This window comes from Kitasatospora sp. NPDC094019 (assembly GCF_044764505.1).
Taxonomy (GTDB): Bacteria; Actinomycetota; Actinomycetes; order Streptomycetales; family Streptomycetaceae; genus Kitasatospora.
On record NZ_JBIWIF010000002.1, the window covers coordinates 249,367 to 264,336 of the forward strand.

The window sequence follows — 14,970 nt, forward strand, 5'->3', positions numbered from 1 at the left end:
GCTCGACGTCAGTGCAGGCTGCTGTTCATCGCGTTGAGCATCGTCCCGGCGGCGTCGTCGTTCTCCAGCGAGAAGGCGAACATCCCGGCCAGCCCCTTGCTCCTGGCGTACGCGCCGCGGGCCTGGACGGCCTGCGGGGTGTCACCGGTCCAGAAGTTGGTGCCGTCGTACACCCAGGAGGACTCCGTCACCGGGTCCCAATGGGTGTTGGCGGCGGTGGGGTTGAGCTCCTTCCAGGCGGCCAGGCCGGCCTCCGCGCTCAGCGGCTTGGCCGGGGTCGGACCGGTCGCGCTCTGGTACAGGCCGAAGTTGGAGCCGGCCGGCACCCCGGTCCAGCCGCGCCAGTAGAACGGCACGCCCAGCACCAGCTTGGCCGCCGGGAACCCGCCCGCGATGCCGTACTCCGGCAGGCCGGTGGTGTACGCGGTGAGGGTGGTGTCGATGTTGTACTTCCGGTTGCCCGGGGTGATCGGCGTGGTCGGGTCGGCCGGGCTGTCGTGCAGCGGGTCCTGGTGGTTGGTCGGACCCTTGGCGTCCCACGAGCCGTGCATGTCGTAGGTCATGATGTCGGCGTAGTCGAGGTACGCGCCGATCTTGTCGGTCTCCAGCTGGGCGATCTTGTCCTGGCCGCTGGGCAGCGCCGCCGTCAGCAGGAACCGCTTGCCCTGGGCGTTGCCGAGGGCGTCCAGCTGGGTGCGGAACTCCTTCAGCAGCAGGGTGAAGTTCTGCTTGTCGGCGGGCGAGGTGTGGTTTCCGGTGTGGCCTCCGGCCGAACCCGGGTACTCCCAGTCGAGGTCGACCCCGTCGAAGAGCCCGGCCGCCGTGGCCGCGCCGCCCGCCGGGTCACCGGCGACGTTGGCGGGCAGGTTCCCCTTGAGGAACATGTCCACGCAGGACGACACGAACTTCTTCCGGGAGGCGTCGGTGGCCGCCGCGTCCGAGAAGTACTTGGAGTACGTCCAGCCGCCGATCGAGATGGTGAGCCGCAGGTTCGGGTACTTGGCCTTGAGCTGGCGCAGCTGGTTGAAGTTGCCCTTGAGCGGCTGCTCCCAGGTGTCGGCGCTGCCGTCCACGCTGGTCGCGCCGTTGTAGTCGGCCTGGTAGTCGGCGTAGGCGTCACCGGCGCCGTCACCGGCGTTGGGGTTGTTCTCGTTCGCCGAGTCCGACGCCTTGACCGCCTGGAAGCAGGTGAGGTTGCTCGGGTGGATGTTGGCGAACGCGTAGTTGATGACGTCCAGCTTGCCGGCGGCTCCACTGGTGTCGACGTTCTTCGCGTGGTACGCGTTCTCGTAGACGCCCCACTGGTCGAAGTAGGCCGAGCGGAACGGGCTGCTGGCGGGCGCGGCGGCGGTGGTGGTGCTCACCCGGGCCGACTGGGCGGAGGCGTGGCTGCCGGAGTAGCCCTGGACGGTGAAGGCGTAGCCGCGGGCCGGGAGCAGTGAGCTGACCGCCACCGAGGTGCCCATCGAGGTGGCCACCAACTGGTCGCCCGCGTAGACCTTGTAGGCGACCGGGGCGTCGCCGGTGGTCGCGGTGGACGCCTGCCAGCTGAGGACCACGGCGTTGTGGGTGACCTTGGTGACGGTGACGCCGGCCGGGGTGGTGACCTTGCCGTCCCCGGCGGGGCCGGTGGCCGTGGAGGTGGCGGTGGGCGTCGTGGTGGGCGTCGACGTCCCGGTGGGGCTGGTGGTGGTGGTCGGGCTGTTGGTCGCGGTGGGGCTGGTCGTGACGGTCGGGCTGTTCGTGGGGCTGGTGGTGGTCGTCGGGCTGCTGGTCGTGGTGGGGCTGTTCGTCGCCGTCGGGCTGGCGGTGCCGGTCGGCCCGGCCGGTCCGGTCAGGCTCAGGTCGTCGGCCTGGTAGGCACCGGTGCCGTACCAGCCGTGGGTGAAGACCGTCACCGAGGTGGTGCTCGCACCCGTGGTGAAGGTGCTGCTCAGCTGGGTCCAGCCGCCCGTACCGGGCGTCCAGCTCTGGGAGTTGACGCCGGTCCCGGTCGCGCCGAGGTAGACGTAGTTGCCCCGGACCCAGCCGGCCAGGGTGTAGGTGGTGTTCGGCAGGACGGTGACCGTCTGCCGGCACTCGGCGGTGTCGGAGGCCGAGGCGGCGCCGTTGAGGGCGTAACCGCCGCCGTGGACCGGGGTGGTGACCACGGATCCGTTGGCGCAGGTCCAGCCGGCCAGGGTGCCGGATTCGAGGTCCGCGTTGGTCAGCAGGTTGACGGCGGCCGCCGAGGCGGTGTCGAGCGTCAGCGCGAGGGCGGCGCCGCCGGTGCTGAGCGTGGCGGCCAGGGCGAGGGCGAGTGCTCTGCGGCGTGGCGCGACGGCCCGGCGCTCGGCAGGGCGCGCGGACATGACACGGTCGTGCATGCGGTTGTCCTCCGGAGGAGTGGGGGTTTCCGGCGGTGCGACGGCCCGGGTGGGCCGGGGGAGCCGGGCCGGGCGCTGTGGGGGCGCGCGGCCGGGTGGGAGCTGAGCGGCGGTGCGGTGCGGTGCGGGGTGGTGCGGGGTGGGGCGCGGTGCGGTACGACAGGAGGTACGGACGTGCGGAAGCCTCGACCCGGACCGGCCGGGGCCGACGCATCACGACATCACAGATTGGACTGGACCAATATTCGCCGTCAAGGGTGCCTGGTCAGTGGATCGCGCACCGCTCGCGCACCCGGTGCGGCAGCCGGGAGGACCGGTACGGTGGCCTCCCGAGCAGTCCCCGCGTCGAACGGAGAACGGGCATGGACAGTCGCGCCTGGGACGAGCGCTACGCCGCGAGCGAGCTGGTGTGGGGTACCGGGCCCAACCGCTGGGTGGTCCGTGAGCTGGCCGGGCTCGCCCCCGGACGGGCCCTGGACCTGGCCGCCGGGGAGGGCCGCAACGCGATCTGGCTCGCCGGTCTCGGCTGGGAGGTCACCGGACTCGACTTCTCCACCGTCGCCCTCGGCCGCGCCGAACGACTCACCGCCTCCCTGCCCGACGAGGTCGCCGACCGGCTGACCTGGCGGCACGGCGACGCCCGGGTCTTCGAGGCCCCGCCGGAGGGCTACGACCTGGTCGTGGTCGCCTACCTCCAGCTCGCGGCCGAGGACCGCCGGGCGGCACTGCGGCGCGCCGCGGCTGCGCTCGTGCCCGGCGGCACCCTGCTGGTGGTCGGGCACGACTCCACCAACCTGACCGAGGGTGTCGGCGGCCCGCGCGACCCGGCCGTGCTCTACACCCCGGAGGACGTGCTCGCGGACGTGGCCGGCAGCGGCCTGCGGACCGTCCGGGCCGAACGGGCCCTGCGCCCGGTCGCCGCCGAGGCCGGCCACGGGGGAGGGCCGGCGGCGGTCGGTGCGACGGCGGTGGACGCCCTGGTCCGACTGGAGCGGCCGGTCTGACCCCAACGGTCCCTGCCTGACCCCAACGGGCCTGTCCTGCCCCGGTCGGGCCCGGTCCGGCCCGACCCGACCCGGCCCGATCCGCCCGGGTGCGGTCCGTCGTCGCCCGCATCCGCGGCGGGTGCGCGGGGTATGCAGGTGTCCCGGGACGAAGGCGTCCCGCGGCGCCAAAAAGATCTACAGTGCTGTAGATTCAAGGCGCTGGAGCGATCGACGAGGAGGGCGCCATGAGCGTTTCGCTGGCGAAGGGGCAGAAGCTCAGCCTGGAGAAGCCGGGCGGAGGCCGACTGGGCGTGGTACGGATGGGCCTCGGCTGGCGGGCGGCGCAGCGCAAGGGCTTCCTCGCCAAGCTGTTCGCCTCCCAGGAGATCGACCTGGACGCCTCGGCGGTGCTGTTCGCCGCGGGCAAGCCGGTCGACGTGGTGTTCTTCCAGCACCTCACCAGCAACGACGGCTCGGTGCGGCACAGCGGTGACAACCTGACCGGCGGTGCCGGGGACGCGACCGACGACGAGACCATCACCGTCGACCTCAACGCCGTGCCGGCCGAGGTGGACCAGATCCTCTTCACCGTGAACTCCTTCACCGGCCAGACCTTCCAGGAGGTCGAGAACGCCTTCTGCCGGCTGGTCGACACCCAGACCGGCACCGAGCTGGCCCGGTACACGCTCACCGGTGGCGGTGCCTACACGGCGCAGATCATGGCCAAGATGCAGCGCACCCAGGCCGGTTGGCAGATGATCGCGATCGGGCAGCCGGCGGGTGGCCGTACCTTCCAGGACCTCATGCCGGAGCTGGTCAAGCACCTCTGAACCGCCCCGGCCACTCGGCCCGCCCGGGAGTTCCGGACGGGCCGGTCGGTGTGCCCGCGCGACCGGCCCGCGGCGGGCGGCCCGGTCGGGTGGAGTTCCGTGATAACCCTGCGGAGCTCTCGGCGGGTCCGCTAACACTGGCCGCATGGACGATGACGCTGTGCAGCTGCCGGAACATCTGACGATCAGGGTCACCCACACGGACGACCCGGTTGCCGCGGTGGCCGGCCTGGAGGCGTGGGCATCCCGCGAGAAGTACCCGAACCTGATGATGATGCCGCCGGTCTTCGGCAGCCTGGAGCGCACCGGCTCGGGCACCTGGCGGATCGTCGAATTCCATGCCACCACCCCGCAGGCCGCCCGTGACGATCTGGGGCACGCGTTCCGGGCCTGGGCACTGGCCGAACCCGGGTCGAGCCAGGCCGCCGACCGGGATCTCGACGAGGCGGAGCGCGCCTCCTACGGCGCGGCCCACGACCGGCTGGAGTGGGAGGCGCTCGACGAGATCTCCGCCGGCGGGCGTGACTACCGAATCTTCCGCGCCGAGCAGGTGCTGCGTTCGGGCCCGGACGGAATCGAGCCGCCCCGGCCGACCGACCCGGATCCGGCCGCCGTCGGCGAGGGGCACCGGCTGCCGTCCCGGATGAACGGGTTCGTGATCGACCCGGCGGCGGGCGTCACCCTGGTCGACGGGATCCTGCGGCTGGACATGATGTCGCTGGTGCCGACCGGCCGTTCCATCCCGGAGGACGTCCGGGAACAGGCCCGGCGCTCCTCCCACCTCTGTCCGAACGTACTGGTGCTGCCCGTGCACTGCGCGGTCGCGGAGTACCGGGACGGCGGCTGGGGCCCGATGACCGGTGCGTGCGAGACCCCGCAGCACGCCCGTGACACCCTGGCCGCCTACCTCCGCGAGTTCGCCCCCAGGCTGGACCCGCGCCTCGGGGAGGAGGAACTCGCCCGCTACGCGGAGGCCGCCGACCGCCTGGACGCCGAGCGCTCCGACGAACTCCGGGCCGCGGACCGCCACTTCCGCCTGGTCCGGGTCGAGCCCGTGGTCCGCCTCGGCCCCGACGGCCCCGAACTGCCCCGCAGTTCGGACTGGGACCCGGAACTCCCGCTGCGGGTCCAGGAACAGCGCGACCGCGCGGCGGGCATCCGCTACGCCGAGGACGAGGACGAGGGTGGGAACGAGGAGGACCAGGACGCCGCCGAGGAGCCAGGAAGCCCGGTCTGACGAAAGCCCGTCCCCACCCCGCCACCACCGCCGCCGTGCCGACCGGCGATGATCGTCACGGACCGTCGGTCAGTGCTACGGACAGGGGAGAACGGCCATCGCCACCCCGGGCGCTGCCGACCGGTCTGGATCACCGATGTGCTGCCGCACGAGATGGTCGACCAGGTCCGGCCGCGCGTCGTCCGGGGTGCCGAGGTCATCGAGGAGACCTTGGAGCAGCGGGCCGAGCGCTGATCGTCCGCTCCCGGTCGACGGGTGACGGTGTCCGGCCCCGCGCGCGGCCGGGCACCGCCACCCCGGACGGGTGCGGTCAGCCCCCGATGAGCGAGAAGCCGACGACCACACCCGCGGTGACACTGATCCTGCCTGGCGTCAGGTCGCCGTCGGTGTCGCCGTCCGCGCCGCCGCCGTGCCGGCGGTAGCTGTTCTGGACCCGCTCGGAGTCCACGTCCTTGATGTGGACGACCGGACCGAGCCGGACCTGGGCGGCCTCGGCGTACAGCTCGGCCTTCTCCCGCGCGGCGGCCACCGCGGCCGCTCGGGCCCGCGCGCGCAGCTCCTTCTTCGCGCTCACGTCGAACTCGACACCGTCCACCTGGTTCGCCCCGGCCTCGACGAGGTCGACGAGCACGGACATACGTTCATCCGATCAGCTCGATGACCGACGAGGGCCCGGCGGTCGCGCCGGGCCCTCGGGTACCGCTTCCGTGCCACCGCGCCCCGCAACCCCTGCCGTTGGCCCGGGGAACGGAGGAGCGCGGCTCAGTACTGGCGGGCCGAAGTGGACTAGCGGGCCGATGGGGACGGTGCGGCGGACGGGGAGGTCGTGGCGCTCGGGGCAGTGCTTGCGGACGGGGTGTCCGACGGAGTGGGGGTGGGAGTGGGGCAACCCGGGGCGTTCGGGGTGGTCGTGGCGCTCGGGGTGGCCGACGGGGTGCCGGACGGCGTCGCGGAGGGGCTCGCGGTCGCGGTCGGCGTGCCGGTCGGGGTGGGGCAGGTGGTCGGGGTGTCCGTGGGCGTCGCCGTCGGCGTGGCGGTCGGCGTCGTGGTGGGGGTCGTCGTCGGGGTCGCGGTCGCGCTGGGGCTCGGGCTCCCGGACGGCGTGGTGACGGGGGTGGTGGGCGTGCCGCTCGGGGTGCCGCTCGGCTCGGCGGACGGTGAGGCGGACGCGGACGGCGAGGGGGTGCCGGAGGGTGTCGCGCCCGGCGAGGGCTCGCCCGACGGCGTGGTGGCCGGGACGGTCGGGGTGGTGCTCGGGGTGCCCGGCGTCGTCGGCGCGGTGCTCTGGTTCGGCGTCGGCGTCGGCGTCGGCGTGGGCGTCGTGGTCGGGTTCGGCACTACCGGGGACGGCGGAGCGGTCGGGACGAGCGGCGCCACCGGCACGACGGGCGGCAGCGGCGTCAGCGGGCTCGGCGTGCCCGGGCGGTTCGGCGTGGTGACCGGACTGCCGGTGCCGAAGTGGGCCATCCAGTTCCGGACCGTGCGCAGGTACTCGGCGGAGTGGTTGTAGCCGAGGATCGCCCGGTCCAGCTGGGCCGGGTCGGACAGGTCGCGGCCGCCCGCGCACAGGTACCGGCCGGCGGCCTCGGCGGCGTCGTAGATGTTGTTCGGGTCGGCCTTGCCGTCCCCGTTGGCGTCCACGCCCCAGGAGGCCCAGGTGGAGGGGATGAACTGCATCGGCCCGACGGCGCGGTCCCACTGGGTGTCGCCGTCGTAGCGGCCGCCGTCGGTGTCGCCGATCGCCGCGAAGCCGGCACCGTTCAGCACCGGGCCGAGGATCGGACGGAACGTCGTCCCGCCGGCGTCGACCGCGCCGCGGCCGGCCTGGCCGGACTCCACCTCGCCGATCGCGGCGAGCAGCTGCCAGGGCAGGTGGCAGCCGGGGGAGCGCAGGAGCAGCGCGGCCTCGGCCTTGCGGTAGGCGGCGAAGACCGTCTCGGGCAGGGCCGGCCCGGAGCGCAGCGGATCCGCGAAGGGCGAGGTGAGCGGCGCCAGCGGCGGCTGGGCCAGCGGCAGGGTGCCGCCACCGTCGACCGGCGCGGTGCCGAGAGTGCCCGGGAGCGGGGTGGCGCCGGAGCCGAACGGCGAGGCGGTGCCGTCCGGGCCGAGGCCGGGGACGAGGGCGGCGGTGCCGCCGGGCTGGTCCGGAACGGGTTCGGCCGCGGCGGCCGGGGCGAGCCGGAGGCCGGTCACCTGGGAGCCGGTCAGCGCCGCGAGGGCGGTGAAGACCGCCAGCATGCCGGTCAGCCGCTTGCCGAGGCGCAGTCGGCGGCGGGTCGTGCCACCGGTCGGTCGCTCCGCCCCCGCCGGCTCGCCGCCGCCTCGCGTGGCCGCGCCGTTCCTGCTCACCATGCCCTGCCCCTCCCCGTCACCGTCCGGTCCCCCTGGAACGGACGGGTTGTCACCATCGTGCCTTCCGGTGCATGACAGATCTCATGACCCGAATGATTAGTATCACGACGATCTGACAGGCCCCCGGTGGCCTGGGGCGATACCGGGCGCCACGGTTCGGTGAACGGACGGTGGACCCGTTCGACCGGACACGGTCAGGGACGGGCCGGCGATCCGGGACGGGGCCGTGCTTCAGAGTTCGAGGAGCATCCCGTCCTCGGCCACGGCCGCGCCGGCCGCCGCCAGTGCCGGGGCCAGGGCGACGGCCTCCGGCGAACCGGGGTGGGCCAGCGGGTTGGTGTTGTTGAGGTGGGTGTAGAGGTAGCGCGGTCCGGGCCGGCGGGCCAGGTGGGGGAGCGAGTCGGCGACCGCCAGATGTCCCATGCCGCGTGAGCCGCGGGCGCCGGCGGTCCGCTCGGCGAGCTCGTCGTCCGTCGCGAAGGTGCCGTCCAGGATCACCACGTCCGCCTCGGCCACCGCCCGGTCGACGGCGGGCGTCCAGGCGGCCAGGCCGGGGGCGTAGACGGCACTGGCGCGGCCGCCGGCCTCGGAGAAGCGGTAGCCGACCACCCAGTCCGAGCGCCCGTCGGGCGGTTCCCCGGCCCGTGCGCCCGCCGGCAGGGCGGCCAGGTCGGCCGCGTACCGGGGCCGCTTGCCACCGAGGGCCAGCGGTTCGGCGATCAGCCCTCCGGCCAGTTCGACCGGCTCCCCGGGGACGACGGTGTGCCAGTGCGCCTTGGTGTAGGGGGCGAGCAGCGGACCGACCGGGAACGCCTCGTGCAGGGCGGCCCGGACCGGGGCGGTCGTGTGCACGGTCAGCTCGGCGGCCTCGCGCAGGGTCACCAGACCGAGGGTGTGGTCGAGTTCGCCGCTGGTCAGCAGGACGCCGCGGAGGGGGGTGTCCCGGGTGCCGGGCGGCGGCGCCAGCTCGGGGGCGGCGAGGAGCTGGGACCGCAGGTCGGGCGATGCGTTGACCAGGTACCAGGCTGCGCCGTCGGCGCTGACCGCGAGGCAGTCCTGGCCGCGGGCGGCGCCGGTGCGGCGGGCGGTGGCGCAGCCCGCGCAGCCGCAGTTCCACTGGGGCAGGCCGCCGCCGGCGGCGGTGCCGAGGATCCGGATCTTCAGTGCTCGCTCCTGGGGAGGGGTTCTAGGCCGGGTCCGGGACGGGTGGGAGGTCCGGGACGGGCGCGGTGAACCGGCGCGGCAGCGGGGCCGGGCCGGCCTCCGGGTCGGGCGCGTGCACCAGGTGGTGCTGCGGGGAGAGCCGACAGGCGGGGTCGGTGGCCCCGGCGTCGCCGGTGAACTGGAACGCCTGGCAGCGGCAGCCGCCGAAGTCCTGCTCGCGCAGGTCGCAGCTGCGGCACGGTTCGGGCATCCAGTCGGTGCCGCGGTAGCGGTTGAACGCGGGCGAGTCGTGCCAGCTGGCGGCCAGGCCGTCGGTGACGGCGTTCGGCACCGGCAGCCCGGGCAGCTGGGCGGCGGCCAGGCAGGGCAGCACGGCGCCGTCGGGCGCGACCACCAACTGCTCGTTCCCCCAGCCGTTCATGCACGGCTTGGCGGTGCCGCTGTGGTGGTCGGCGACGACATGGGTGATCTCGATCCGGTCGCCGTGCCGGGCGCGGGCGGCGGCGACGTCCCGCTCGGCCTGCCGGACCTGGTCGTCGCCCGGCGCGAGATGGGCCCGGTTGACCCAGGCCCAGCCGTAGAACTGGGTGTGCGCCAGCTCCACCCGGTCGGCGCCGAGCTCGACCGCGAGGTCGGCGATCTCGCCGAGGCGCCCGACGTTGGCGCGGTGCAGCACGGCGTTGACGGTGAGCGGCAGCCCGGCAGCGGTGAGCAGGGCGGCGGCGGCGAGCTTGCGCTCGTGCCCGGTGGGGCCCTTGAGCCGGGTCAGCCCGGCGATGACGTCGGCCTGCCGGGGGTCGGCGTCCTGGACGGACAGTTGCACGTGGTCCAGGCCGGCCGCGGCGAGTTCGGCGGCGCGGGGACCGTCCAGCGGCAGACCGCTGGTGATCAGGTTGGTGTAGAGGCCGAGCTCGCGGGCGTGCGCGACGATGGCGGTCAGGTCGCGGCGCAGCAGCGGCTCGCCGCCGGTGAGGTGGACCTGGAGCACACCGAGCCCGCGCGCCTGGTCCAGCACCCGCAGCCACTGCTCGGTGTCCAGTTCGTCCCGCTGCCGGGTGAGCTCGACCGGGTTGGCGCAGTAGTGGCACTGCAGCGGGCAGCGGTGGGTGAGTTCCGCGACCAGGCCGAGCGGCGCGGGGGCACGTCCGCCGGCCGCGACCCCGGGCAGGCCGGCGGCGGGGCGCGGGTCGGCCGGGCCGCCGGTGCCGTCGAGGGCGAGCAGCCGTCGTTCGGCGAGATCGGTCAGCAGGGCGAGCACCTGGCCGGGGTCCACACCCTCGTACTCCTCGGCGAGCCGGGTGGTGATCTCGGCGGCCTCGCGCCGTCCGTCGCAGTGCCGCAGGACGGCGGCGGCGGTGCCGTTGAGCAGCAGCACGCCCTCCGGGTAGAGCAGGGCGTCCTGTCGGCGGACCGGGTCGTGGACCAGCCGCACCCCGCGCCGCAGCCCGGGGGCCGCGGCGGCGGGTGCGGCGGTCACCGGCCGCTCCCGGCGGGAACGGGGGTCCCGGTGGCGGCGGTACTGACGGCAGCGACGGCAGCGACGGCACTGACGGTGCCCACGGGGCCGGTGGCGGTGGCCTCCGGGCCGTAGTCGACCGCGTCGAGCATCGCCCGCAGCACGTCGCACTTGAAGGCGAGCGCCGCCACGGCGGCGCGCTGCTGCTCGGCCGTCACGCAGTGGTCCAGCACCACGTCGAGCGTCCGGGCGCTGTCCCGGCGGGCGTCGGGGATCCGGTGCTCGAAGTAGGCGTAGCCGGCCGGATCGATCCAGTCGTAGTGCTTCTGCCAGGCGATCACCCGCTCGGCCATGTGGTCGGGCGAGAACATCTCGGTCAGCGCGGCCGCGACGCCCTCGGTCCACGGGCGGGTCTGGCAGAAGTGCAGGTAGCCGTCGACGGCGAAGCGCACGCCGCGCGCCACGTGCCGTTCGTCCAGGACCTCGGCCCGGTCCAGGCCGACGGCCTCGGCGAGCACCAGCCAGTCGGCCAGCCCGCCCTCGCCGTCCTGCGGCCCGTCCTGCTGGCCGAGCCGCCGGGTCCACTCCCGGCGGACCTCCGGGAGCGGGCAGTTGGCGATGATCGCGGCGTTCTTCCGGGTCAGGCACAGCTGGTAGTACCAGCGGTTGGCGACCCAGCGCCGCAACTCCGGTGGCGTGCAGCCACCGGAGTGCAGGCGCAGATGGAACGGGTGGGTGTCCCAGTACCGTCCCCGCAGGCCGTACAGCCTGGCCGCGAACTCCTCGCGGGTCGACGCGTCGGTGGAAGCCTGGGTCACCGAGTGGTCCGCGCGGCGTACGCGGTGACCTCGGCGCCGGTGCGGTGGCACACCACCGACGGGGCGGACCAGGTGGGCTTGGCGGCGGCCGCCGGAGCGGTCGGCGCGGCGGCGGCGGTGACGGGCAGCTGGGGCGTGAGCGTGGACTTCATGGGAGTTGCCCTCCTCGGTGAAGTGGGGGTGGGGGTCGGGGCCCGGCGGCCCCTGGAGCAGGACGCTACGAGCCACCGGGTCCGCCCGCCGGTCCGAACCGTGCGATCGCAGGACATTCGCGCTCGAACGGGTGACGCGACGGACTCCGCACCCGGGCGGGGCCCGGGAGGGAAACCGGTGTCGAGTGTGCCGGTCCGGCAGTGCCGTGTCGAGTGGGCGTCACGGGGTGTGTCGGGGTGCGGCGGGATGCGGCGGAGAGTTCGGAAGGGGACCGTCGGGCCCGGACGGACCGGCTCAGGTGGACCGGCCGAAGGCCACCAGGTGACCGTCCTTGGTGCCGACGAACACCCGCCCGCCGTCCGTCGCCGGGACGGAGAACCTGGTCACCGTGCCGAGCGCGAAGCTGCGCCGCAGCTTCAGCGAACCGTTGACCGGAAGCGCGTCGTAGACCCGCAGTTCGCCGTTCTGGCCGCCGGCCCCGGTGCCCGAGTAGACCGACCACACCAGGGCGGAGCCGCTCACCGTCCCGTTGGAGGTGACGACGGGGGAGCCGGAGGCGTAGCCGAAGCCCTCGGGGCTGGTCGCGGCGCTGGTCAGCTGCGGGTTCCCGGCGCTGTTCACCGAGTACTTGAGGGCGCGCAGCGAGCCGTAGTTCTCGACCAGGTAGACGTAGCCGCCGTCGCCGCCCCAGACCCCGGCGTGGCCCCAGACGCCCTTGAACGGGCCGGTGGTGCCGACCACGCCGTCCGTGCCGTTGGGGCCCTGGCCCATGCCGCCGAGCTTGTCCCGGTCGAGCAGGAAGATCCGGCCGTCCTTGCCCACCTGCACCATGAGGCGCGGGTGCGCGGCGTTGCCGAAACCGGACGGCAGGGCGACCGGGCCGCCGGAGCCGAGGTCCACGTCGCCGTGGTCCATCTCGCGGTTGTTGGTGGGGCTGAAGAAGTCGCGCGGGGCGAGGCTGCCGTCGCTGTTGACGCCCAGCCGGACGACGGACTCGGCGAAGTGGCCGCCGGGCTTGTCGCCCGGACCCTTCAGCGGCGAGGAGCCCTCGCCCGCGCCGTTGCCGGTCGCGATGAAGATCCGTCCGGAGCCGTCCGAGACCAGGCCGCCGCCGCTCATCCAGACGCCCGCGTTCTGCGAGGCGGAGCCGGACTCGGTGGACCAGAGGGTGAGTTTGCGGGTACTGGTGTTGACGCCCGCCACCGTGCCGACGTACGTGCCGATCCCGCAGTCCGAGGCGAAGCCGAAGTAGACCGCGCCGTCGAGCAGCAGCAGCCCGGCCCGCTGGGCGGAGGTGTTGGGGTTGAACGCCACTCCGGGGCTGTTCACGGCCGAGCCCGCGACGGTGACCGGCCAGCCGCTGCGCGAGGCACCCGTGGCGGCGTCCAGGGCGTGCACCGAGAAGTGCGCGCCGCCCTCGCTCGACTTGCTCACCAGATAGACCGTCTTGGTCGCCTTGTCGTAGACCGGGGTCGAGATGATGCCGGTGCCCGGGGAGAGACAGGCGCTGGAGGAGGCCACCGGGGTGCCGAGCGCACGCTGCCAGAGGATCTTCCCGTCCGACGCGTTGACGCCGTAGACGTGGTTGGTCGCGGTGGCGACGACCACGGTCGAACCGGCCACCAGCGGTTGGGCGAACACCGCCCCGTCGACGGCGGTCGACCAGCGGCGGCCGAAGTCGGAGCCCGACACCTGGGCGGGCCCGAGGCCGGGTTCGTTGGCGTCCCAGGCGGTGCGCATGGTGTTGACCGAGACGGTCGGGCTGTCGGCCCGGGCGGGGGCCGCGCCGCCGAGCGCGCCGGCCGCGAGGGCCGGGGCGAGCAGCGCGAAGCCGGAGAGCAGGGCCGCCCCGGAGCGCTTCCGCCGGGGGACCGTCGTCGGCCCGGGCGCGGGGCCCGACGGCGGGGAGGTGCGGATCCGGGAGGTCGCGGCGCCGGGTATCGCGGCCCGGGGTATCGGTTCCAGGTCCGGACCGGCGGGGCCGGCTCCGGCGGGGTCCGGACCACTGGAGTCCGGTCCGGTGGAGTGCGCGGGTGGGTGAGATCGGCTCATGCGATCCGCCTTGGCTGTCGGGAGGAGTACGGCTACGGCGCCGTGGCGTCATTCTGCGAACGCCCGGGCCGTGGCCGCATCCGCCCGGTGCCCCGGAGCCCGCCCCGTTCACGCCCCGGGGGGAACGCGCTGCGCCGGGCGGCGGCGCCCCCGCCCCGGGGTGGGGGCGCCGGCCGGGGGCGAGGAGCGTCGACGGGGCGGGGGCCGTCGGACGGGGGCGGGGCGGGCTCCGGGGCCGGGATCAGGACAGCATGGCGACGCGGTACTGCATGATCCGGTAGTTCCTGGTGTCGTACCACTGGCTGACGACGATGTGGAAGTCGCCGAAGGTCGATCCGGGCACGACGAACCCCCCGTACGGGCTGGCGACGAGGCCGCCCACCTCCTGGCCCGGGCTGCCCGGGAGGATCATGGTCTGCTCCAGCGTCCTGGTCAGGTCGGAGGTCGGCAGCGGGAAGACCATCGCCCTGATCGAGAGCGGGTCCATGTTGAGCCAGGTGAGCACGTACTTCCCGTCCATGGCGCGGAAGCACAGCTCGCCCCACCTGCGGGTGCCGAGCACGGTCGTCGGGGCGGGCGCGTTCCACCGCCAGCCGCCGTCCGCGAACCCCCACGGCTCGTAGGCGTCCGGCTCGCCGAGACGGTCCTGCCGTACCCGGTGCAGCAGCATGCCCGACTCCGCCTCCCGGTCGAAGACCGTGGACAGCACGTAGCAGTAGCCGTCGTCGGCCACGGCGTACGTCTTCTGCTGGAACTGCCCGCCGTGCAGGTCCCCCGGCCACTGGCAGAGGTACTCCCAGGTCTCGCCGTTGTCGGTGGAACGCCAGAAGTCGGTGTGGTGGGTGTCGTAGATGACGCCGCGCATGAGGTGCATGTACATCACCCCGTCGACGACGAAGGCGTCGGACGGGATCGCGGTCGTGAAGGCGCCGCCGACCGGGTTGTGCGGCTCGTCGACGAGGCTGATGCCGTGCTCCCCGCGGACGACGCCGTCGATGCGCAGGTTGTCGAGCCTCGCGCTGCTGGACCGCAGGCCGACCGGGGCGTTCCAGTCGCCCGCGCCCACCTCGTCGCCGCCGAAGGTGTCGCCGCAGACGAAGAGCAGGGTGCCGTCGGGGCAGCGGACGGGGATGCCGAGGTCCGTCCACGGCGCCGAGAACGGTCCGGTCTCGGCCGGGCCGCTGAGGTTCCGCACCTTGGCCGCGACGGTCGGGGCGGTCGGGTCGTACGGGCCGTTGGCCCTCGCCGCCGGCGCGCCCGGACCGAGGACCCCCGGACCGAGAGCCCCCGCTCCCGCCGCGACCCCGAGGCCGATCCGCAGCAGCCCGCGTCGGGAGGGCCCGCCGGCCGTCGCTCGGTGTCCGTCCGATGAATGTGTCATGGTGCCGGTGGCCCTTCCGGATCGACGCGTTCCCGCGATTGCGAACGGACCGTGGACATCCGAGTGGTGACGGTGCCGACAACAGTGACGGTCCGTCACCGAGACTAGGGTGCCGAGCACTCGCCGCCTCGATCGGTGGACGGACCTTCACCCGAACCGAGTAGAGGGTGGAGGC

The 14,970-nt window shown here is 74.2% G+C and carries 13 protein-coding genes; 4 read left to right on the top strand and 9 right to left on the bottom strand.

Annotated elements, in window-relative coordinates; all coding sequences use genetic code 11:
- Positions 1-8 precede the first annotated feature (8 nt).
- Complete coding sequence (locus ACIQ9P_RS06190; RefSeq protein ID WP_402350493.1) at positions 9-2,366, bottom strand: glycosyl hydrolase family 18 protein; 2,358 nt, start codon at positions 2,364-2,366, stop codon at positions 9-11.
- Between the two features lie 362 nt (positions 2,367-2,728).
- Here ACIQ9P_RS06190 and ACIQ9P_RS06195 point away from each other — a divergent pair, with 362 nt between their 5' ends.
- The 4 genes from ACIQ9P_RS06195 (at position 2,729) to ACIQ9P_RS06210 (ending at position 5,653) form a co-directional block, all read left to right on the top strand.
- Complete coding sequence (locus ACIQ9P_RS06195) at positions 2,729-3,370, top strand: class I SAM-dependent methyltransferase (protein WP_402350496.1); 642 nt, start codon at positions 2,729-2,731, stop codon at positions 3,368-3,370.
- Between the two features lie 227 nt (positions 3,371-3,597).
- The gene (locus ACIQ9P_RS06200; protein WP_402350499.1) at positions 3,598-4,182 is read left to right on the top strand and encodes a TerD family protein; all 585 of its coding nucleotides are present in this window, start codon (positions 3,598-3,600) and stop codon (positions 4,180-4,182) included.
- A 145-nt stretch (positions 4,183-4,327) separates the two neighbouring features.
- Entirely contained in the window at positions 4,328-5,419 is a 1,092-nt protein-coding gene (locus tag ACIQ9P_RS06205; protein ID WP_402350502.1) for a DUF5954 family protein, read from the top strand.
- 72 nt (positions 5,420-5,491) lie between these two features.
- Positions 5,492-5,653 carry a hypothetical protein gene (locus tag ACIQ9P_RS06210; RefSeq protein ID WP_402350505.1) on the top strand — a complete coding sequence of 54 codons (162 nt, stop codon included), beginning with the start codon at positions 5,492-5,494 and terminating at the stop codon, positions 5,651-5,653.
- Between the two features lie 76 nt (positions 5,654-5,729).
- Here the strand turns inward: ACIQ9P_RS06210 and ACIQ9P_RS06215 are convergent, their stop codons facing one another.
- From ACIQ9P_RS06215 to ACIQ9P_RS06250, 8 genes are all read right to left on the bottom strand, one after another.
- Positions 5,730-6,056, bottom strand: a complete 327-nt coding sequence (locus tag ACIQ9P_RS06215) for an SIMPL domain-containing protein (protein WP_402350507.1) — start codon at positions 6,054-6,056, stop codon at positions 5,730-5,732.
- 149 nt (positions 6,057-6,205) lie between these two features.
- On the bottom strand, positions 6,206-7,771 hold the full coding sequence (locus ACIQ9P_RS06220; RefSeq protein ID WP_402350510.1) for a lytic transglycosylase domain-containing protein: 1,566 nt from the start codon (positions 7,769-7,771) through the stop codon (positions 6,206-6,208).
- A gap of 231 nt (positions 7,772-8,002) precedes the next feature.
- Positions 8,003-8,935: a pyrroloquinoline quinone biosynthesis protein PqqB gene (gene pqqB / locus ACIQ9P_RS06225; RefSeq protein WP_402351467.1), complete on the bottom strand. Its 933-nt coding sequence runs from the start codon at positions 8,933-8,935 to the stop codon at positions 8,003-8,005.
- A 22-nt stretch (positions 8,936-8,957) separates the two neighbouring features.
- On the bottom strand, positions 8,958-10,412 hold the full coding sequence (gene pqqE, locus ACIQ9P_RS06230) for a pyrroloquinoline quinone biosynthesis protein PqqE (RefSeq protein ID WP_402350513.1): 1,455 nt from the start codon (positions 10,410-10,412) through the stop codon (positions 8,958-8,960).
- The gene (pqqC, locus tag ACIQ9P_RS06235; protein ID WP_402350516.1) at positions 10,409-11,209 is read right to left on the bottom strand and encodes a pyrroloquinoline-quinone synthase PqqC; all 801 of its coding nucleotides are present in this window, start codon (positions 11,207-11,209) and stop codon (positions 10,409-10,411) included. Before pqqC ends, pqqE begins: the two co-directional genes overlap by 4 nt.
- Entirely contained in the window at positions 11,206-11,361 is a 156-nt protein-coding gene (pqqA, locus tag ACIQ9P_RS06240; RefSeq protein WP_402350518.1) for a pyrroloquinoline quinone precursor peptide PqqA, read from the bottom strand. The genes pqqC and pqqA overlap by 4 nt, the downstream gene beginning before the upstream one ends.
- A 295-nt stretch (positions 11,362-11,656) precedes the next feature.
- Positions 11,657-13,414 carry a PQQ-binding-like beta-propeller repeat protein gene (locus ACIQ9P_RS06245; protein ID WP_402350521.1) on the bottom strand — a complete coding sequence of 586 codons (1,758 nt, stop codon included), beginning with the start codon at positions 13,412-13,414 and terminating at the stop codon, positions 11,657-11,659.
- Between the two features lie 241 nt (positions 13,415-13,655).
- Entirely contained in the window at positions 13,656-14,795 is a 1,140-nt protein-coding gene (locus ACIQ9P_RS06250; RefSeq protein ID WP_402350524.1) for a DUF4185 domain-containing protein, read from the bottom strand.
- Positions 14,796-14,970: the final 175 nt, after the last annotated feature.

Excerpts from the sequence above, each read along its gene's own strand:
- ACIQ9P_RS06190 (WP_402350493.1), bottom strand. The coding sequence starts at position 2,366 with ATGCACGACCGTGTCATGTCCGCGCGCCCTGCCGAGCGCCGGGCCGTC.
- ACIQ9P_RS06195 (WP_402350496.1), top strand. The coding sequence starts at position 2,729 with ATGGACAGTCGCGCCTGGGACGAGCGCTACGCCGCGAGCGAGCTGGTG.
- ACIQ9P_RS06200 (WP_402350499.1), top strand. The coding sequence starts at position 3,598 with ATGAGCGTTTCGCTGGCGAAGGGGCAGAAGCTCAGCCTGGAGAAGCCG.
- ACIQ9P_RS06205 (WP_402350502.1), top strand. The coding sequence starts at position 4,328 with ATGGACGATGACGCTGTGCAGCTGCCGGAACATCTGACGATCAGGGTC.
- ACIQ9P_RS06215 (WP_402350507.1), bottom strand. The coding sequence starts at position 6,056 with ATGTCCGTGCTCGTCGACCTCGTCGAGGCCGGGGCGAACCAGGTGGAC.
- ACIQ9P_RS06220 (WP_402350510.1), bottom strand. The coding sequence starts at position 7,771 with ATGGTGAGCAGGAACGGCGCGGCCACGCGAGGCGGCGGCGAGCCGGCG.
- pqqA (WP_402350518.1), bottom strand. The coding sequence starts at position 11,361 with ATGAAGTCCACGCTCACGCCCCAGCTGCCCGTCACCGCCGCCGCCGCG.
- ACIQ9P_RS06245 (WP_402350521.1), bottom strand. The coding sequence starts at position 13,414 with ATGAGCCGATCTCACCCACCCGCGCACTCCACCGGACCGGACTCCAGT.
- ACIQ9P_RS06250 (WP_402350524.1), bottom strand. The coding sequence starts at position 14,795 with ATGACACATTCATCGGACGGACACCGAGCGACGGCCGGCGGGCCCTCC.